At 61.6% G+C, this 17028-nt stretch carries 23 protein-coding genes; 12 read left to right on the forward strand and 11 right to left on the reverse strand.

Annotated features, from left to right (window positions below; translation table 11 throughout):
• Window positions 1–3 precede the first annotated feature (3 nt).
• The gene (locus ACFSM5_RS12500; RefSeq protein ID WP_379876743.1) at window positions 4–768 is read right to left on the reverse strand and encodes a tetratricopeptide repeat protein; all 765 of its coding nucleotides are present in this window, start codon (window positions 766–768) and stop codon (window positions 4–6) included.
• A gap of 180 nt (window positions 769–948) precedes the next feature.
• On the opposite strand from ACFSM5_RS12500, the gene ACFSM5_RS12505 reads away from it, so the two are divergent.
• The 8 genes from ACFSM5_RS12505 (at window position 949) to ACFSM5_RS12540 (ending at window position 5482) form a co-directional block, all read left to right on the forward strand.
• Window positions 949–1401: a MarR family winged helix-turn-helix transcriptional regulator gene (locus ACFSM5_RS12505; RefSeq protein WP_379876744.1), complete on the forward strand. Its 453-nt coding sequence runs from the start codon at window positions 949–951 to the stop codon at window positions 1399–1401.
• Between the two features lie 144 nt (window positions 1402–1545).
• Window positions 1546–2598, forward strand: coding sequence for a lysine-2,3-aminomutase-like protein (locus ACFSM5_RS12510; RefSeq protein WP_379876745.1), 1053 nt, complete (start codon window positions 1546–1548; stop codon window positions 2596–2598).
• A gap of 49 nt (window positions 2599–2647) precedes the next feature.
• A complete protein-coding gene (locus tag ACFSM5_RS12515; protein WP_379876746.1) occupies window positions 2648–2908 on the forward strand; it encodes a SemiSWEET transporter in 261 nt (86 codons plus the stop codon).
• Complete coding sequence (locus ACFSM5_RS12520; protein ID WP_379876747.1) at window positions 2901–3545, forward strand: exopolysaccharide biosynthesis protein; 645 nt, start codon at window positions 2901–2903, stop codon at window positions 3543–3545. The genes ACFSM5_RS12515 and ACFSM5_RS12520 overlap by 8 nt, the downstream gene beginning before the upstream one ends.
• A gap of 19 nt (window positions 3546–3564) precedes the next feature.
• Window positions 3565–4224, forward strand: coding sequence for a TerC family protein (locus ACFSM5_RS12525; RefSeq protein ID WP_379876748.1), 660 nt, complete (start codon window positions 3565–3567; stop codon window positions 4222–4224).
• A 30-nt stretch (window positions 4225–4254) separates the two neighbouring features.
• Window positions 4255–4887 (forward strand): MarC family protein, encoded by a 633-nt coding sequence (locus tag ACFSM5_RS12530; protein ID WP_379876749.1) that lies wholly within the window; start codon window positions 4255–4257, stop codon window positions 4885–4887.
• A 44-nt stretch (window positions 4888–4931) separates the two neighbouring features.
• A complete protein-coding gene (locus ACFSM5_RS12535) occupies window positions 4932–5150 on the forward strand; it encodes a twin-arginine translocase TatA/TatE family subunit (RefSeq protein ID WP_379876750.1) in 219 nt (72 codons plus the stop codon).
• Window positions 5147–5482 carry a DUF423 domain-containing protein gene (locus ACFSM5_RS12540; RefSeq protein ID WP_379876751.1) on the forward strand — a complete coding sequence of 112 codons (336 nt, stop codon included), beginning with the start codon at window positions 5147–5149 and terminating at the stop codon, window positions 5480–5482. Before ACFSM5_RS12535 ends, ACFSM5_RS12540 begins: the two co-directional genes overlap by 4 nt.
• 309 nt (window positions 5483–5791) lie before the next feature.
• Here the strand turns inward: ACFSM5_RS12540 and cydB are convergent, their stop codons facing one another.
• The 5 genes from cydB to ACFSM5_RS12565 form a co-directional block, all read right to left on the reverse strand.
• Window positions 5792–6793: a cytochrome d ubiquinol oxidase subunit II gene (gene cydB / locus ACFSM5_RS12545; RefSeq protein WP_379876752.1), complete on the reverse strand. Its 1002-nt coding sequence runs from the start codon at window positions 6791–6793 to the stop codon at window positions 5792–5794.
• A 6-nt stretch (window positions 6794–6799) separates the two neighbouring features.
• On the reverse strand, window positions 6800–8200 hold the full coding sequence (locus ACFSM5_RS12550) for a cytochrome ubiquinol oxidase subunit I (RefSeq protein ID WP_379876753.1): 1401 nt from the start codon (window positions 8198–8200) through the stop codon (window positions 6800–6802).
• Window positions 8201–8410: 210 nt separating this feature from the next.
• Window positions 8411–8725, reverse strand: a complete 315-nt coding sequence (locus ACFSM5_RS12555) for an AzlD family protein (RefSeq protein ID WP_379876754.1) — start codon at window positions 8723–8725, stop codon at window positions 8411–8413.
• Window positions 8718–9440, reverse strand: a complete 723-nt coding sequence (locus ACFSM5_RS12560; protein WP_379876755.1) for an AzlC family ABC transporter permease — start codon at window positions 9438–9440, stop codon at window positions 8718–8720. The genes ACFSM5_RS12555 and ACFSM5_RS12560 overlap by 8 nt, the downstream gene beginning before the upstream one ends.
• 9 nt (window positions 9441–9449) lie before the next feature.
• Window positions 9450–9731, reverse strand: coding sequence for a sulfurtransferase TusA family protein (locus tag ACFSM5_RS12565; RefSeq protein ID WP_379876756.1), 282 nt, complete (start codon window positions 9729–9731; stop codon window positions 9450–9452).
• A gap of 178 nt (window positions 9732–9909) precedes the next feature.
• Between ACFSM5_RS12565 and ACFSM5_RS12570 the strand changes: the two genes are divergently transcribed.
• Window positions 9910–11841, forward strand: a complete 1932-nt coding sequence (locus tag ACFSM5_RS12570; RefSeq protein WP_379876757.1) for a putative bifunctional diguanylate cyclase/phosphodiesterase — start codon at window positions 9910–9912, stop codon at window positions 11839–11841.
• A 145-nt stretch (window positions 11842–11986) separates the two neighbouring features.
• Here ACFSM5_RS12570 and ACFSM5_RS12575 read toward each other — a convergent pair whose 3' ends face one another.
• On the reverse strand, window positions 11987–12403 hold the full coding sequence (locus ACFSM5_RS12575; protein ID WP_379876758.1) for a hypothetical protein: 417 nt from the start codon (window positions 12401–12403) through the stop codon (window positions 11987–11989).
• Window positions 12404–12766: 363 nt separating this feature from the next.
• On the opposite strand from ACFSM5_RS12575, the gene ACFSM5_RS12580 reads away from it, so the two are divergent.
• The gene (locus tag ACFSM5_RS12580) at window positions 12767–13189 is read left to right on the forward strand and encodes a DoxX family protein (RefSeq protein ID WP_379876759.1); all 423 of its coding nucleotides are present in this window, start codon (window positions 12767–12769) and stop codon (window positions 13187–13189) included.
• Between the two features lie 35 nt (window positions 13190–13224).
• On the opposite strand, the gene ACFSM5_RS12585 is transcribed toward ACFSM5_RS12580, so the two are convergent.
• The 4 genes from ACFSM5_RS12585 to rpsU all read right to left on the reverse strand — a co-directional run bounded on the left by ACFSM5_RS12585 (window position 13225) and on the right by rpsU (window position 15681).
• Complete coding sequence (locus tag ACFSM5_RS12585; protein ID WP_379876760.1) at window positions 13225–14022, reverse strand: hypothetical protein; 798 nt, start codon at window positions 14020–14022, stop codon at window positions 13225–13227.
• On the reverse strand, window positions 14023–14469 hold the full coding sequence (locus tag ACFSM5_RS12590) for a tryptophan-rich sensory protein (RefSeq protein WP_379876761.1): 447 nt from the start codon (window positions 14467–14469) through the stop codon (window positions 14023–14025). It lies immediately after the preceding gene.
• On the reverse strand, window positions 14466–15338 hold the full coding sequence (locus ACFSM5_RS12595) for a protein-methionine-sulfoxide reductase heme-binding subunit MsrQ (RefSeq protein ID WP_379876762.1): 873 nt from the start codon (window positions 15336–15338) through the stop codon (window positions 14466–14468). The genes ACFSM5_RS12590 and ACFSM5_RS12595 overlap by 4 nt, the downstream gene beginning before the upstream one ends.
• A 139-nt stretch (window positions 15339–15477) precedes the next feature.
• Window positions 15478–15681: a 30S ribosomal protein S21 gene (gene rpsU, locus ACFSM5_RS12600; protein WP_379876763.1), complete on the reverse strand. Its 204-nt coding sequence runs from the start codon at window positions 15679–15681 to the stop codon at window positions 15478–15480.
• A gap of 173 nt (window positions 15682–15854) precedes the next feature.
• Here rpsU and ACFSM5_RS12605 point away from each other — a divergent pair, with 173 nt between their 5' ends.
• Together ACFSM5_RS12605 and ACFSM5_RS12610 are read left to right on the forward strand one after the other, a co-directional pair.
• A complete protein-coding gene (locus tag ACFSM5_RS12605; RefSeq protein WP_379876764.1) occupies window positions 15855–16400 on the forward strand; it encodes a peptide deformylase in 546 nt (181 codons plus the stop codon).
• Window positions 16397–17023 carry a COQ9 family protein gene (locus ACFSM5_RS12610; protein WP_379876765.1) on the forward strand — a complete coding sequence of 209 codons (627 nt, stop codon included), beginning with the start codon at window positions 16397–16399 and terminating at the stop codon, window positions 17021–17023. Before ACFSM5_RS12605 ends, ACFSM5_RS12610 begins: the two co-directional genes overlap by 4 nt.
• Window positions 17024–17028 lie beyond the last annotated feature (5 nt).

Below are 17028 nucleotides of genomic sequence, written 5' to 3' on the forward strand. Positions count from 1 at the left end.
TTGTTATTTTGCCGCGTCGTTCTTGGCTTCATTCAGGTCGCGGGTATCGCGGGCCGAGGGGACACTCGCCTGCATATCCGCAAATTTCTTGTCCGCCAATTGACGTCCGGCATCGTCAAGGCTGGCCATCAGCAGATCGGCGAGTTTTGCCACTTTATCGCGATTATCCTTGGCTTTCATACGTTGCGCCGCAAGACGGGCATAGGCGGCGCCATCGGCCCGCACAGCTTTGTCACTCGACGACGCCAGGCTTTCCGCCAGCAAACCCGCCGCTGTGGGTACACCTTTATCGGCTGCCTCACGGTAATATTGCACGGCCTTTTCCGGCGACCGCGCGACACCCTGACCCGCCGCATGCAGCATGCCAAGATCCAGTGCGGCCTCCGGCAATCCTGCCCCGTGGGATTTCTGCACCCAATCGGCCGCTATGGCGGGATCGCGGGCAGCAATGCCGCCCACGCCGCTTAAATAGAACCGACCCAGCGTCAACATGGCGCGGGCGTTGCCCTTGTCGGCGGATTTCTTGAAATAATCGAAGGCCCCGGCCATGTCGCCCTTGCGGGCGGCCACGGCGCCAGCGCCCAGAAGACCGACAGCGTCGCCCGACCGGGCAGGAGCAGCCACCAGCGACTGCAGCTCATTGAGCTTGTCTGCATCATATAAGGCATTGACCTCGGTCTCGCTGAGGCCTGCCGCTAAAGCGCTTCCCGCAAGTAACCAGATTCCAAGCCCGAAAACCCTACCAAGAACCCCTACCGTCCGACGCATAGCCTTCCCCCGACACTCGTCGACATTTTTTTTAAGGCGCGACTGTACCGGAAACTTGAGCGCACCGCCACCTGTCGGTCTTGCCGACAAAACATGGCTTCACCTCGCATTTCTTACCGGTGTGGATGCCGGTTAGTTCAGCTAGCGTTGTGACATTCATGGGGCCAAGGGATCGGGAAGATGAACGTCGTGCTCAAAGAACCTCTGCATTTAGAATCGGCAAGTTTTGTTATTGATGATCAAGTCAGCCAACTGTTGCGTCGCGCATATCAACGAGCCACGGCCGCTTTTGCAGAGAAGTTCGGCGCTGACGGCCTGACCCCCATGCAGTTCGCCGCCCTGTGCAAGCTGGCCGATTGTGGTGAAGTCAGCCAGAACCTGCTGGGCCGGATGATCGCCATGGATCCCGCGACCAGCCAGGGCGTCATGCGCCGTCTGATGGATCAGGGCCTGGTATCCCGTCGAGATGATCCGCAGGACCGCCGCCGCACGCTGCTCAGCCTGACTGTCGAGGGACGTAAAGTGCTCGCGGCCTCGATTCCGCTGGGCCAGCAGATCACCGAGACGGTTCTGTCCCCCTTCTCGATCAGTGAACGCGAAACCTTTCTCGCGTTGCTACGCAAAATCGTCTGATTGCGACCGCATGGCCGCCGCCCATACGGCCATGCCCGCCCGCTGCGGCGTCCGATCCGCCGCAGCTCTGTTCCAAGTCGAAATCTGACCTGCATTTCAAACGCTTGGCGCGCCTGACGATCACGCGTACAAGCTAGCGTCATCATGACCGCGCTGCGCTCCATCGCCGACCTTACCGAGGCCGGCCTCGTTCCAATGCCCGATGTCGAGCAATTGGATCTTGTTGCGTCGCGTTATGCAGTTTCGATTACCCCCTATCTTGCGGATCTGATCGACCGGGCCGACCCTGCCGACCCGATTGCCCGTCAGTTTGTGCCCCAGACGGCAGAACTCGCGACCCATGGGGCCGAGCGTGAAGATCCCATCGGGGATGCGCCCTATTCGCCGGTCAAGGGGATCGTCCATCGCTATGCCGACCGGGTGCTGCTGAAGATCGTGCAGGCCTGCCCGGTCTATTGCCGCTTCTGCTTCCGCCGCGAGATGGTAGGCCCAGGGTCCGAGGCCTTCCTGTCGGCCGACGAGCTTGAGACGGCATTGGCCTATATCGCCTCGCGCCCGGAGATCTGGGAAGTCATTCTGACCGGCGGCGATCCGCTGATCCTGTCACCCCGGCGCCTGGGCGAGATCAAGGCGCGGCTCGATGCCATTCCCCATGTGCAGGTGGTGCGCTTCCATACCCGCGTGCCGGTGGTCGATCCGGCGCGGGTGACCGAGCAGATGGTCACAGCGCTCAGGGGCCGCACGCCGACCTATATCCTGTTGCATGCCAATCACGCCCGCGAATTCACAGATGCAGCGCGTCAGGCGATTGCGCTGCTGGTCGATGGCGGCATTCCGCTGCTCGGTCAGTCCGTGCTGCTGAAAGGCGTCAATGATACGGTCGAGGCGCTGCGCGACCTTCTGCGCACCATGGTCGCGAACCGGGTGAAGCCGCATTATCTGCACCACCCCGATCTTGCCCCCGGAACCGGCCATTTCCGCCTGCCCATCGCCAAGGGCCGCGCCCTGCTGCGCGAGTTGCGCGGTCCGATATCGGGGCTTGCCCAGCCGACCTATATGCTCGACCTGCCCGGTGGCCACGGAAAAGTCCCGATCGGCCCGGATTATCTGGCGGAAGCCGATGGCGGCTGGCAGGTGCGCGATCCCAAAGGCCACCTGCACGCCTATTCAGAGGCACTGCCGGATCAAGACGCCTAACCCGATAACAAGAAACGAAACAACGCCTCACCCATCGGAACTTCGTGCCGTGTCCTTCAATCTTGTCCAGTTCATCGGTCTCGTGGCGGCGATGCTGACCACCGCCGCTTTTTTCCCGCAGGCGATCCGGGCCGTCCGCACCCGTGACACCAGCAGCATCAGCTTAGCCACCTATTGCGCTTTCGTGGCTGGCGTCACCATGTGGTTGGTCTATGGAATAATTGCGAAGGACATTCCCATAATGGTCGCCAATGCCCTGACGTTGGTCCCTGCGGCGACCATTCTTGGCATGAAACTCAGGTATGGCTGATCAAACAATCGACGAGACCACTCATAAACCCAGCGCGAGCCAGCTTCTGATCGATGTGGTCAGGGCACATCCGGCCGAACGCATCAGCCTGGGTGATCTTGTCGACGGCCTGGGCCACCATGCCTTCGGACTGCTTCTGCTTCTGCTGGCGATACCGAATTCCGTGCCGATCCCCGGACTTCCTGGCGTATCGACCCTGTTCGGGCTGCCTATGATGCTATTTGCCTCCCAACTCGCCTTTGGGATGCCGCGCCCGTGGTTGCCGCAATATCTGCGCAAGAAGACGCTCGCGCGCCTTGACCTCATTCACTTGCTTGAGCGGGCGCAGCCCTATGTGGCCAAGGTGGAACGCAGCTTGCGCCCCCGCCTGCACGCTTTTACCACCGCGACCCTGCGGCGTGTCAGCGGAGCCGTGATCTTCGCGATGGCGACCCTGATGGCACTGCCGATCGTCTTCGGCAACTTCGTTCCAGCACTGGCTATCCTGCTCATCTCCCTCGCCCTGATCGAGGAAGATGGCCTCATGATGGTCTTTGGCTTCATTGTATCGATAGTTGCTGCTGCGATTGTGTCCCTCATCGTGTATATCGGCATCGAGGCAATACAGATGGCCTTGAGCCGTTTTTTTGGATTTTGACGAGATAGGGAGCGCGACAGTGCTGGATTGGCTGAATTTTAGCGAACTATTCACCCACGAAGGGCTGGTTGCACTCGGCCAGGTTCTGTTGATCGATTTGGTTCTTGCTGGTGACAACGCGATCGTCGTCGGCCTTGCCGTCTTCGGTCTGCCGAAGGAAATCCGCAAGAAGGCGATCTTCATCGGTATCGCCGCCGCCGCTGTGATGCGTATTGGCTTTGCTGCCATCACCACCCATCTGCTGGGTATTATCGGCCTGACCCTGGCCGGCGGCGTTCTGCTGCTCTGGGTCTGCTGGAAGATGTGGCGCGAAATCCGCGCACAGAAGGAAGAAGCTGACGCCGCTGCCCTGATCGATGGCGATCCTTCGACCGAGCCGAAAGCCGAAGGCCCGACCAAGACCCTGAAGCAGGCCATCATCCAGATCCTGATTGCCGATCTGTCCATGTCGCTGGACAATGTGCTGGCCGTCGCAGGCGCCGCCCGTCACAACACCTCGGCGCTGGTCATCGGTCTGATCATGTCCGTCGTGCTGATGGCTGTGGCCGCCCAGTTCATCGCCCGCCTGCTGCACCGCTATCGCTGGATCGCCTATGTCGGCCTGGCGATGATCCTCTATATCTCGGTGAAGATGATCTGGGACGGCTCGCGCGAAGTCCTCCCGTTCGTCGCCGGCTAAGGTTAAAGACGAAAAGCGACAGGTGGCGCCATGCTGAGCATCAGTACCTACATCAGCTTCTGCCTGTCGCTTTTCGCGATTCTGACACCTTTTGCAGCCCTGCCCGTCTTTCTTGATCTGACGGCCGGGCAGGCGGACGAGGAAAAACGGCGCACCGCCGCCACTGTCGGACGTACTGTCGCCGCTGTCCTGATCTTCTCGACCTTCGCGGGCGATGTCGTTCTCAGCGTCCTGGGCACCTCCATCGCCTCCTTCCGGGTCGGAGGTGGGCTTGTCCTGCTGCTGATGGCCCTGTCGATGCTGTCGGCCAAGGTCTCCACCCTGCAGCAGACCCCCGCTGAAGCCGAGGAAGCGCAATCCCGTCAATCGGCTGGCGTCGTCCCCCTCGGTATCCCGCTACTGGCGGGTCCCGGCACGATTTCAACTGTCATCATCGAAGGGCAGAAGGGATCGAGCTTCTGGCATCAGGTTGCCGTCTCTATCGCTATCGTTGTCGTCACCTATGTGCTCTATTGGGCGCTGAGGCTCGCGGCACCGATCGGCGAGCGTCTGGGCCGCTTCGGCATCAATATCGTCAACCGCCTGTTCGGCCTGCTTCTGGCGGCGATCGGCGTGGAGATGATGGCGGGTGGGTTGCGCGCCCTGTTCCAGGGTCTTAATTAACCTGGAGAGAGACTCTCTCTTCGGGATGTGGGAAGGAAAGTTCGATGGGTAGTTTTAGCCTCTGGCATTGGCTGATCGTTCTGGCGGTCGTCGTGCTGATTTTCGGCACGCGCAAGCTGCCGAACGCCATGGGCGATATCGCCAAGGGCTTCAAGGCCTTCAAGAAGGGCCTGAACGAAGAGACCCCGGCGGTTGACAAGGCCGAAGACGTGCCGCCGCCCCCGGCCGCTGCGAAGAAAGAAGAGCTGCCGAAGCAATCGTGAGCCGCTGGCTCGCGCTCGGTGCCGTGAATGGCGCGGCGGCGGTAGCCGTCGCCGCAGCCGCGGCCCATGGCCCGCTGGCATCAATCGTCGTGGCCGATGCCGCCCGCTTCCATATTCTCCATGCGCTAGCGCTGGGCCTTGCGGGTCTCGCTCTACGTGGCCGTGCCTTGAGCGTCACGGCTGGTTTGTTCCAGCTTGGAGCACTCGGCTTTTCGGTCGGCATCTATCTGCAGAACTGGCTCGGCTGGCCAATGGGACCGGTGGTACCGCTGGGCGGCACCCTCCTGATCCTCGGCTGGCTCAGCCTCGCCGTCTGTGCTTGGCGGCGGTAGGACTTTTTTTAAGTTAACCTACCGGGCTTCGCCCTACTTAAGGCTGGCTTTTTACGCTAGCCTACCGGGCTTGGCCCTACTTGAGGCCGCTCTCTAATAAGAAGTGTCATCCCGGACTTGATCCGGGATCCGGACGAAGGCGGTTGCGGTTCTCCACCGTTCGAGAGTGTCCTCACGCGGGGCCGGGATGACGTGTCTGTGTGAAGCTATAAAATCAGCAGCCGGATGCTGTAGGCCAGCGCCCCGACGGCCATGATGCCGCCGAGGTAGAGCAGGGCCGCCCAGCCCAGTTTCCTAATGATGCCCGGCCTAATGATGATAGCCATCTTCGTCGACCTTGCCGCGGAACACGTAATAGCTATAGGCGGTATAGACCAGGATGATCGGGATCAGGAACAGCATCCCGACCAGCAGGAAGCCCTGGCTTTCCGGGGGCGATGAGGCATCCCAGATCGTGATCGCGGGCGGCACCACATTCGGCCAGAGGCTGATGGCGAGCCCGAGGTAGGAGAGGATGAAGAGCGCCAGCGTCAGCACAAAGGGCTGCAGCTCGCGCTTCGACCGCACCGCCCGGATCAGTAGAACGACGCAGGCCAGCACCAGCGCCGGGACGGGCCACAGGAAATAGATGTTCGGGCCGAACCAGCGCTCCGAAATCTTCGGAAAAGCGATGGGCGTCCAGAGGCTGACGATGGCGATGCAGAGCGCCACGCCCAGACCGATGCGGGGCATCAGGCGATACATGCGTTTCTGCAGATCGCCCTCCGTCTTCCAGATCAGCCAGCCGCAGCCCAGCATGGCATAGCCGCCGACCAGGGCCAGACCGCAGAAGATCGCAAACGGGCTGACCCAGTCGAAAGGTCCACCGGCATAGCCCCGCTCCACCACCTTGAAGCCCTGGATGAAGGCCCCCAGCGCCGCCCCCTGGATGAAGGTCGCCAGCAGCGATCCCCAGGCAAAGGCCCGGTCCCACCAGGGTTTGGTACGGTTGGATTTGAAGCGGAACTCGAACGCGATGCCCCGGAAGATCAGGGCGATCAGCATCAGGATCAGCGGCAGGTAAAGCGCGGGCAGGATGACCGAATAGGCCAGCGGGAAGGCGCCGAAGAGACCCGCGCCACCCAGGACCATCCAGGTCTCGTTGCCGTCCCAGATCGGCGCGACGCTGTTCATCATGACATCGCGGTCGCGGGTTTCGGGGAAGAAGGGGAAGAGGATGCCAATGCCCAGGTCGAACCCGTCCATCACGACATACATCATGACGGCAAAGGCGATGATGATGGCCCAGATCAGGGGAAGATCGATGCCCATGCTCGCTTACTCCGGCTGATCGAGGGGAATGTCGGAACCCGACAGGGGCCGTTTTGGCTGCCGGGGTTCACCCGGACCGCCCTCCGGCGTGCCGGTCAGGGGGCCAAGCCGCATCAGCTTCAGCAGGTAATAGACGCCCGTGGTGAAGACGATGCCGTAGACCACGATGAACAGCCCCAGCGAGATTGCGACCTGTTCGGCCGATACCGGTGACAGCGCATCGCGGGTGCGCAGCAGGCCATAGATGACATAGGGCTGGCGGCCGACTTCGGTGGTGAACCAGCCTGCCAGGATCGCAACAAACCCAGCCGGGCCCATGGCAAGGGCGGCTTTATGGAACAGCGTCGTCTCATAGAGGCGCCCGCGATACCGCAGGAACAGACTCCAGAGGCCGATGCACAGCATGGCGGTACCGATGGCGACCATGATGCGGAAAGCCCAGAAGACCACGGCGACATTCGGCCATTCGTCGCGCGGCCATTCTTTCAGCCCCTTGATCTGGCCGTCCCATTCATGGGTCAGGATCAAGCTGCCGAGCTTGGGGATCTCGACTGCATATTTCGTCTCGCCCGCCTCGCGGTCGGGCCAGCCGAACAGGATCAGCGGGGCGCCCTTGTGGGTTTCGAAATGCCCCTCCATCGCCGCGACCTTGGCGGGCTGATACTTTAGGGTATTAAGGCCGTGCAGATCGCCGACGAAGATCTGGATCGGCGCCACGATGGCCGCCATCCACATCGCCATGGAGAACATGGTGCGCGCCGCCTCGTTCCCCTTGTAGCGCAGCAGGTGATAGGCCCCGACCGCACCGACCACGAAGGCGGTAGTGAGGTATGCTGCCAGCACCATATGGACAAGGCGATAGGGGAAGGAGGGATTGAAGACGATCTCGATCCAGGACCGGGCGAAGAAACGGCCGTCGATGATCTCGTAGCCCTGGGGGGTCTGCATCCAGCTGTTGGCGGACAGAATCCAGAAGCTGGAGATCAGCGTGCCGACGGCGACCATGCAGGTGGCAAAGAAATGGATGCCCTTGCCCACGCGCTTCTCACCGAACAGCATGATGCCGAGGAAACCGGCCTCCAGGAAAAAGGCGGTGATGACTTCATAGGACAGCAGGGGGCCGAGGATATTGCCCGCGATATCCGAAAAGCGGCTCCAGTTGGTGCCGAACTGATAGCTCATAACCACGCCCGACACGACGCCGAGGCCGAAGGACACCGCGAAGATCTTGAGCCAGAAGCGGAAAAGGTCGCGATAGACCGTGCGCCCGGTCTTGAGCCAGAGGCCTTCCAGCACCGCGAGGTAACTCGCAAGGCCGATGGTGAAGGCGGGAAACAGGATGTGGAACGAGATGGTGAAGGCGAACTGCGCGCGCGCCAGAATGGCGGCATCCATGCCGAATATCATGACCGACCCTCCCGAAGTCTCTTCCCAGGCCGAACGCCTGGGATGCTTCGATGTTTCATCTAATAGGTTCGGGACTGATTATCGTCGGTGTGCTGCCAGTTCGAGAAGGTGACAGCCTGCCGCTGTGACGATCTGCCCATCCGATAGGCAGATGCTACGCGCAAAGCCTGGGCTTTTACAGAATGGCTCGCAGGCCCGCGCCCGCCGCGATCATAAGATCGCGCGCAGCCCCGCGACAGTGCCGATCGCGCAGATCAGCGTTACGGCAAGGTTTCCGCCCAGGCGTGCCACCAGCAAGGTGGTGGCAGCAGCTAACCATTCGGCAATGCTCCCCTTGATCAGGGCCGGGGCGCAGATGGCGGCGAACATGGCAGCAGGGACATGGCGCAACCAGGCTTCCATCAGGGGCGACTGACCCATGATCCGCACCAGGGCGAGGCCGCCCATGCGCGGCAGGGCCGCTGCGACGCCCATGGCCAGGATGGCGAGCGCGATGGCCGGGTCGACGGCGTACCACTCACGCATAGGTCTTCTCCTTCAGCAGATCGCGGGCTAGCCCGGCGAGGCTGCCTGCCAAACCGCCGATCAGAATGAACCAGGTGCCGGGGATAAGTTTGGCAGCGGCAATGGCGGCCCCGGCGCCGACCAGAATCGGCAGCAGATCGCTGCGCTTCTTGGCTAGCCCCTGCAGCAGGAACAGAAAGACTGCGGTGCCAACGAAGCTAAGCCCGTATTTCTCGGCATCCGGGGCGACGCCGCCCGCCAGCCAGCCGATCCCGGCGCTCCCTGCCCAGAAAGAGTAGAGCGCCATTGCCGACCCCATGAAGAAGCCGGGGCCGACCGGCGCCTTTTTATGTTCGGTCATGGTGACGGCCCAATTCTCGTCGGCATTGAACAGGGTCGCCAGCAATCCGGCGCGGCCCCAGGGCTTCAGCACCTCGCCCAGGGTGGCGGTCTGCATCAGGTAGCGCAGATTGATGATGAAGACCGCTATGGCCAGCGTCAGGGCCGTGGGCGGCATCGACCAGAGTTCCAGCGCCAGCAGCTGGCTCGCCCCGGCAAAGACGATCAGGCACATGCCCACCGCCTCGACAAGGCTCAGGCCCTTCTGGGCGGCGAGCAGCCCATAGATGATGCCGAAGATCGCAACCGAAAGGGCGATGGGAAGGCAGATCAGGAAGCCGCGCGCGAATTCGCTGCGGAAACTGGGATCAGAGGTGATGCTGTCAGCGTATGTCATGCCGCGACCCTAAAGGGACGGGCCGCCGCTTTCTTGAACGGAATTGCGGTCGGGTCCTTTTTCGATCACGAAACGGAAGACGCCGGCTTCCTCCGTCACTTCGATAAGGCGATGGCTGGTGCTCTCGCAAAAGCGGGGGAAGTCGCGCGCGGAAGCAGGATCAGTTGCCAGAACAGTTAAACGCGCACCGGCCTGTATGCTGTTAAGGTGTTTTCGGGCGCGTAATACAGGCAAGGGACAGCTCAAACCGGTTGCATCCAGGATATCAATGCTTTGGCGCTCTTGGCTCATTTCGATTATGTCGCTCCCAGGACGTAATAGGTTGCACGATTAATCTTGTAAACACTTCAGACAAATCGCCCGTTAATAATATAATTCAAAATTAACTAAAAATTTTCCTTATCGCCGTTTTGTTTTTTAAGTATATAAAGTTTTAACGGGGTGCGCTTGAACAAGGGTATTGGCTGCTGTGGATAATTTGTCACCCGATCCGATGTTGGAACAGCGTATCCGCCAACAGATTGGATCCCTGCGCGACTTGGCGGCTCGCCCGGTCCGCACTCAGGCAGAATTCGACGCCATCTTAGGTGAAATCGTCACCAGTGCCGCCAGCCTACTGAATGTCGGCCGTGCCAGCCTGTGGATGTTTGACGATCAGCAGCAATCTCTGCGCTGCGTCGCATTCCACGGCTCGGCCGACTATCCATCGGCTGTCGGGCAGCAGCTTCCCGCGACCAAGGCGCCGACCTATTTTGCTGCCCTGCGCGACGACCGTTTGTTCGTCTCCAATGATACGTCCAGAGACTTTCGCCTGCAGGGGTTGGAGGCTCATATCGCCGCCAGCAACATCCGGGCGATGCTGGATGCGCCCATCGTCAACGGTAATCACCGGTGGGGCGCGATCTGCGTTAGCGATGTGGAAGGCGCGCGACCCTGGCGTTCGGAAGAGGAGGGGTTCCTAACCTCGCTTGCCGATATCTGCGCGATGGCCGTGGCGGCCTTTGCCCGGGCCGAGGCGGAAAACCGTCTATCGGACATGCAGGCTCGCCTTTCGGCCATGAGCGGCGTCACCGGGTTGGAAGCATCGGTCGATGCCGATCGCCTGACCGGACTGCCGGGCAGGTCTGCCCTCTATAAGGGGATCAACGGGGCGGCCGATGCCTTCCGTGCGCTCTCGGGTCCGCCCTATGCGTTGGTCGTCATCGATTGCGACGATCTGGGCAAGGTCAATGAAAGCCTGGGGAAAGCCGGTGGCGATGCCACCCTGGTTGCCCTGGCTGCCCGCTTGGCGGAAACGGTCGCAGAACGGGGATTGCTGGCCCGTCTGCGCTCTGACGAGTTCGGCCTTTTGCTCAGCACCGGGATCGATCGGCCGGGCATGCTGGAGCGGGTGGTCGAGGATCTGGATAATGCCATGCGCCTGCCGCTGCAAGTCATGGGACGCGCGGTCAGCCTGACCTTGAGCATCGGTGTCGCCCAGCCGCATTCGGCAGAAGAGGCGACCGAGGAAGTCCTGCGCAATGCCGCGACCGCCATGCGCAAGGCTAAGGCGATGGGCGGCGGCCGTTCGATGCGCTATCTACCCAAGATGCGTGCTGATGCCGTCCAGCGTCTGGAAATCGAAACCGAACTGCTGACGGCGCTGGAGACGGATCAGCTTCGGCTGTCCTATCAACCGATCATGAGCGCTAATCCCCATACGTTAATGGGGTTCGAGGCGTTGATCCGCTGGCACCACCCGGTCAAGGGGCTGATTCCGCCCGATGAATTCATCCCCCATGCCGAACAGAGCCATCTGATTTTCGCGATTGGTGACAAGACTATCGGTCAGGCTTGCGCGCAATTGGCCGAATGGCGGCGTCTGGCACCCAACTATCCCGTTACGATCAGCGTCAACCTGTCGGCGCGCCAGCTTCTTGACCAGAACCTTGTGGAGATGGTGGATCGGCATATCCAGCGCCATGACGTCGCGCCGGGCAGCCTGAAGCTGGAATTGACCGAGACCTCGATCATCGCCAATCCGGCCTATGCCGCCGCCCAGATCAGTGCCTTGCGCAAGCGGGGTATCCCGGTGGTGATCGATGATTTCGGCACCGGCTATTCCAGCTTCAACCATCTGGCTGACTATGAGGTCGACGGGCTGAAGATCGACAAAAAATTCATCTATGATCTCGGCAAGTCGCGTCTCTCCGGCGCTATCGTCAAGGCGCTGATGTCGTTGGCCCACAGCCTGGAATTGGATGTGGTTGCTGAAGGTGTCGAAACGGACGAGGTCGCGGCCGAACTGGGGCGCGAGGGTAAGGCCGCGTTGCAAGGCTGGCTGTTCGCCCCGGCACTTCCGGCCGAACAGGCGACCCAGTATCTGCTGTCGGAAGCGCGCGGCATGCGCGGAACGGCTTAGGGACCGTTACCCAAATAACACAGTGTAATCCCGGCCTTGAGCCGGGATCCGGCCGCCTGGATGGCCAGTCTCAAAGGGTGTCGCGAGGCAACAACCTTCGGTCGGATCCCGGATCAGGTCCGCGATGACAAAATGACAGGGAATGTCAGTCCGCGTCGGCCTGGCCCAGCAGATAATCGATGCAGAAGCCGCTCAGGGCAAAGCTGCCAGGCTTGGCGAAATCGACCGTGTCGTCATCCTCGTCGAAGGTGAAATCCTTCTTCAGCTTCGCCGCGCCCACGATCTCGATCTGCAGCGCGCCGCCCTGACCCAGGGTCGCAAAGATATTCTGCGACACCTCGGCCAGAAACTCCGGCTTCAGCACCAGACAGGCCGTCAGGGAAAAATCCTCGTCATCGTCCAGTTCGACTTCCAGCTCGTGCTTCTCGGCCGAGGAGACAAGGCCGATGGCGCCTGCGTATTTATCGTCATAGGTGCCATAGGCGACGATCTTCCGCTCGCCCGTGTCGGACTGGCTGACCGTGACTTTCGACGCGAAGAAACGAAGCGAAAATTCGTCCATTCTTGGACTCCCTCTAGAGCGGTCCGACCCCGAAGAAGCAGCATAGCGAAAGCTGGGCTCAGGCTGGAAGAGGTCTCGTTTAGAGATTAGCCCATGCCCGCAACCGCCATTTCAAACAAGAGTCGTCACCCCAGGACTCAATCGGGGAATCTGAGGCAACCTCCTAACTCTGACGCCGAGCAGGTTAATGAAAGATCGATCCTTGGGCGTTCCTACAGAATGAAGATTTTCAAATGCCTTATCGTTTCCATTTCATTGACAGTGTTTCAATTTCAACCCCACTTTATCAACCAATAGGAAACGGTCATCTTCAGCGCAACAGGACGGCACCCCGCCGCCCGTCACGCGATAGAGGAGGCCCCCATGGCCGACCGTAACACTCAATTCGGCGCGGCCCTGCTTCGGGTCTCGCTTGGTATCTCTTTCCTGGCCTATGGCTTTTTCCTGAAGTTCCTGACCTTCACCCCGGTCGGTACCGCCCAGTATTTCGTTTCCATCGGCTATCCGGCGTTCCTGGCCTATGTCGTGATCTTCGCGGAAATCGCCGGGGGCCTTGCCCTGATCGCCGGGGTTGCCACCCGCCTCGTCGCCCTCGGCCTGATCCCGCTGATGATCGGCGCGACCTTGCAGCATGTCGGCAATGGCTGGGTATTCAGCGCTGCCGGTGGCGGCTGGTCCTTCCCCGCCCTCTGGACGGTCCTGCTGGTGGTCCAGGCCCTGCTCGGCAGCGGCAGCTTCGCGGTCGGTTCGGTCCTGAAGCAGCGCCTCGGCCCCATTGCCGCCTAAGCCTAAAAAGCCCGCCCGGTATTCCCTGGGCGGGCTTATTTCACCTGGAAATGAATATGATCGTCGTGCCGCGCGGCGCGGCAGCCCTGAAAGCGGATCGCGGGCGCAGCGACAGCCCAACGGCTGACAAGATGCGGCTCGACAAAGATCCGGTCGACACCCATCGCAACTCCCTCCGTGCTGAGCCAGACCAGCGCGGAACGGGTGCGCGGCTCATCCACCGCCAGCGAGGGGAACCAGGACTGGATCGCCGCCATATCCCAGCGCAAGGTCGGACCCGACTGTTTTCCGCAGCGATCCTCTTCTCCCGGCTGCGGCATCTCGAATGCCCAATAGCCTATCGGGGATCGCAACTCCCCCGGCGCGCCTTTGTAATAGAAGGCGATATCGAGCTTGCGCCCATCCTGATGCGAGAGATGCGGCAACAGCGGGAAGCCGTCGAAGAACGGGAAATTCCCGTCGAGATACACCGTGAGTGTTCCCGGGAATTTCCGCGCCATATCGGCTGACAATCCGCGCAATACCTGATGCAGAGCAGGAGTCACATAGGTCCTGTTCAATACACAGAGCAACGGGGTTGCGGCCTGATAAGGGCTGTCCTGCGTGGCAAAACACGGCAGACGCTCACGCCCGGTCAGGTCGGCCAGCGGGGGAACCACCACCAGGGTCAGCACGGCATAGACCGCGCTGAAGCCCAGGATCGCAGTCCCCATACCCCGCCGCAGCCAACGGGCAAGGCCCCAGCCTGCAAGGACGGCCAGACCGCCGACCTGGGTCAGCAAGGTCGCCCCCAGAATAGCTAGTACCAGCCCGGCCCAGCGGAGAAACCGCATTCAGCCCCGCAGCAGCGCAATGACGATCAGCGTCGCGTAGCTGACCCAAAGCGTAACCGCTACCAGGGGGACCGCGGCAAAGCGCGAGATCGGCCAGCTTTTCCAGGCCAGCCCCGCCGCCAATCCCAAGGTCACGAGATTGCCCGCAAAGCCGACCCACTGGCTGTTGCTGGCCAGGGCATAAAACGGATAGCCGAGGCAAACGGCGAGCAGGACCACAACGCCGGTGGCCAATCCCGATTGCCTCAGACTGCGCAGCTTCCAGAGCGAGGCGGCCATGCCTGCGATCAGGATCGTCCAGATAGCACCGATGACCGGTCCCGGCGGCGCGAAGGACGGTCGAAGTCTGGTGGTCGGATTGAGGTTCCAGCCAAAGGCGAAGATCATGCCGTTGAGAGCAAGCGTCACCACCAGGGCAACTGCGATGTGAACAACCAGACCTCTCATGACCTCACCGTCTTCAGCCGCGACCGCGCCGGTTCCGCCCCGCGCCGGATCAGAGCTATCAGAAGCGCCACCAGACAGATACCCCCGACGACCCAGGCAGGCCGCACGCCCAGCCCCCAGTCGAACTGCGCCGCGATCAGACGATCCAACGGCGCATTGACCCGCAGATGCAGATAGCTCACCTCGAATATCGCCGTCGCGAGCGTCGCTAACAGCCCCAATCCGGCCAAGACCCCAGGGTGGGCAGCGATTTTGCTGTCCCATTTCCAGAGGATCGGGCGATAGGCGAGCAGCCATAGGGTCAGGCCCATCATCCAGATCGCTTCCCCCACATCCGCCTTGGCCTGCAGGAAGAAGTGCCAGCTGCCCAGGATCGCCGCCAGATAGGCCCCCTTATGCAGGCGCCGCCAGCGCGGGCCGCCCAGGCGCTTCAGCATGCCATCGGTGGAGGTTGCCGCCAGCGCAGCCAGGATGACCAGGGCGATAAAGCCGATGGTCAGATAGAAGCGCAGCACGATCTCCGACCCTACCCGCAGCAGGTTTCCATCGAGATCGACGATGTAGAAGGCGAAATGCAGGGCGAGATAGGCAAAACCAGCGACGCCGATCATGCGGCGCACCAGCGCCACCTGCGGCCAACGCCCGATCTGCCGCAGGGGCGTCAGGGCAAGACTGATCAGCAACAGGCGGATCGCCCACAGCCCCAGCTCGTGGATCGCTTCGGTGATCGGCCGCGCCATCGGCGGACCCAGGGTCAGCTTATAGAGAACCCAGATACCGGGCAGGAACAGCGCCCCGAAGACCAGTGCCTTGAAGGCGGAGAAGCGTCCGGCCCTGTCACGCCAGGGAATTGCTATCTGCAGGTTCATGAAGGCCGATCATCCTTGGCGGTTATGACTCGTGTCTTCAGATACGCCGGCTCGCCCGCTCCGGATGATCGCAAAAGCAAAACGCCCGGCCAAGGCCGGGCGTTTCTATCATTCGAGCGATCCGTTCCCGATCGAGGGCTTAGTAGCCCTCGCGCTCCAGCCGCTTGCGCAGCAGCTTGCGATGACGGCGGACAGCTTCAGCCTTTTCACGGGCCTTCTTCTCCGACGGCTTTTCGAAGTTGCGACGCAGCTTCATCTCGCGGAAAACACCTTCGCGCTGCAGCTTCTTCTTCAGCGCGCGGAGGGCTTGATCAACGTTATTATCGCGGACGATGACGTGCACGGTCGGACTTTCTCCTGTTGGAAACGGCAGCTCGGTGTCGAATGAGGTGTGGGTGATTATCACAAGGTTGGCGACTTGCAAAGGAAAGAGTCTGAGTCACCGTGCGCTTTTAGCGCCTTTTCTTCCTCCCACAGGTTTACCCGGGGCAAGTTCCCCGCCATAGTCATCAAGCTATGAACGAAACCTTACCGCCCTTACCCATTGTTAAAGCAGGTCATCCTGCCCTGCGGCGCCCTGCCGCCCCCATTGCCGACCCCACGGCCGACGAATGGCGAAAATTGGCGGCCCAGATGGTCGCGAGCCTGCGGGAAGCGGGGGGGGTCGGCCTTGCCGCGCCCCAGGTTGGCGTCGAAGCCCGGCTGGTCATGTTCTATGTGCCGCCCCATCGGATCACCGACCGGCCGGACGACACCGTCTGCGACCTAACCATCCTGTGCAACCCTGTCATCGAACCATTGGATGACGAGCAGGTCGAAGGATGGGAGGGCTGCCTGTCCCTGCCGGACCTAAGAGGGCTGGTGCCACGTTTCCAGCGGATCCGCTATTCCGGCATCCAGTTGGATGGCGAACGGCTGGTGCGGGAGGTCGGCGGTTTCCACGCCCGGGTGGTTCAGCATGAATGCGATCACCTGGACGGAACTCTCTACCCTCAGCGCATGCGGGATATCCGCTCGCTGGTCTATGCCGACGAATTGATCGCGGCGGGAGGTTTGACATGACAATCGATGAACTGCGCGCGGCCCTGCTGCCCGCCATCCTGGCCGAAGTTCCCTTCGGTGGCCTGAATGCCGAAGCGGTTGCCGCCGGGGCGCGCCACCTCGGTATCAGCGATGCCGATATCGCCCGTGCCTTTCCGGGCGGGGTTCGCGACATCATCGACTATTGGAATGCCGAAGCCGATGCCGCCATGGCCGCAGGGCTTGCCCAGGCAGTCGACATGAAGGTCCGCCAGCGGGTCACCCTGGCCGTCCGCCTGCGCTTGATGCATCTGGCCCGCCATCGCGAAGCCGTCCGGCGCACCTTCTCGGTCCTGGCCCTGCCGGGCAATCAGCTGCTGGCCGGTCGCATACTCTATAGAACGGTCGACGAGATCTGGCACGCCTGCGGCGACCGTTCGGCCGACTTCAATTTCTACACCAAGCGTGGCCTGCTGGCCGCCGTCTATAGCGCGACCGTCATGGTCTGGCTGGATGATGACAGCGACGGTTTCACCGATACCTGGGATTTCCTCGACCGCCGGATCGTCGACGTCATGAAGATCCCCCAGGCGGTATCGAGCCTGAAGGACCTGCCCCGCCGCCTGCTGACGCCCGGTCTGCGTCGCCGCCCCGCCCGCTCCTGACCGCC

The organism is Lacibacterium aquatile, from assembly GCF_042683105.1.
Taxonomy (GTDB): domain Bacteria; phylum Pseudomonadota; class Alphaproteobacteria; order Elsterales; family Elsteraceae; genus Lacibacterium; species Lacibacterium aquatile.

Coding starts and splice junctions, on each gene's coding strand:
- ACFSM5_RS12555 (WP_379876754.1), bottom strand. CDS start 8,725: ATGCGTGAGTGGTACGCCGTCGACCCGGCCATCGCGCTCGCCATCCTG.
- ACFSM5_RS12530 (WP_379876749.1), top strand. CDS start 4,255: ATGCTGAGCATCAGTACCTACATCAGCTTCTGCCTGTCGCTTTTCGCG.
- ACFSM5_RS12565 (WP_379876756.1), bottom strand. CDS start 9,731: ATGAGCCAAGAGCGCCAAAGCATTGATATCCTGGATGCAACCGGTTTG.
- ACFSM5_RS12510 (WP_379876745.1), top strand. CDS start 1,546: ATGACCGCGCTGCGCTCCATCGCCGACCTTACCGAGGCCGGCCTCGTT.
- ACFSM5_RS12520 (WP_379876747.1), top strand. CDS start 2,901: ATGGCTGATCAAACAATCGACGAGACCACTCATAAACCCAGCGCGAGC.
- ACFSM5_RS12605 (WP_379876764.1), top strand. CDS start 15,855: ATGAACGAAACCTTACCGCCCTTACCCATTGTTAAAGCAGGTCATCCT.
- ACFSM5_RS12595 (WP_379876762.1), bottom strand. CDS start 15,338: ATGAACCTGCAGATAGCAATTCCCTGGCGTGACAGGGCCGGACGCTTC.
- ACFSM5_RS12580 (WP_379876759.1), top strand. CDS start 12,767: ATGGCCGACCGTAACACTCAATTCGGCGCGGCCCTGCTTCGGGTCTCG.
- ACFSM5_RS12575 (WP_379876758.1), bottom strand. CDS start 12,403: ATGGACGAATTTTCGCTTCGTTTCTTCGCGTCGAAAGTCACGGTCAGC.
- ACFSM5_RS12535 (WP_379876750.1), top strand. CDS start 4,932: ATGGGTAGTTTTAGCCTCTGGCATTGGCTGATCGTTCTGGCGGTCGTC.
- ACFSM5_RS12505 (WP_379876744.1), top strand. CDS start 949: ATGAACGTCGTGCTCAAAGAACCTCTGCATTTAGAATCGGCAAGTTTT.
- cydB (WP_379876752.1), bottom strand. CDS start 6,793: ATGGGCATCGATCTTCCCCTGATCTGGGCCATCATCATCGCCTTTGCC.
- ACFSM5_RS12550 (WP_379876753.1), bottom strand. CDS start 8,200: ATGATATTCGGCATGGATGCCGCCATTCTGGCGCGCGCGCAGTTCGCC.
- ACFSM5_RS12500 (WP_379876743.1), bottom strand. CDS start 768: ATGCGTCGGACGGTAGGGGTTCTTGGTAGGGTTTTCGGGCTTGGAATC.
- ACFSM5_RS12585 (WP_379876760.1), bottom strand. CDS start 14,022: ATGCGGTTTCTCCGCTGGGCCGGGCTGGTACTAGCTATTCTGGGGGCG.
- ACFSM5_RS12590 (WP_379876761.1), bottom strand. CDS start 14,469: ATGAGAGGTCTGGTTGTTCACATCGCAGTTGCCCTGGTGGTGACGCTT.
- ACFSM5_RS12560 (WP_379876755.1), bottom strand. CDS start 9,440: ATGACATACGCTGACAGCATCACCTCTGATCCCAGTTTCCGCAGCGAA.
- ACFSM5_RS12610 (WP_379876765.1), top strand. CDS start 16,397: ATGACAATCGATGAACTGCGCGCGGCCCTGCTGCCCGCCATCCTGGCC.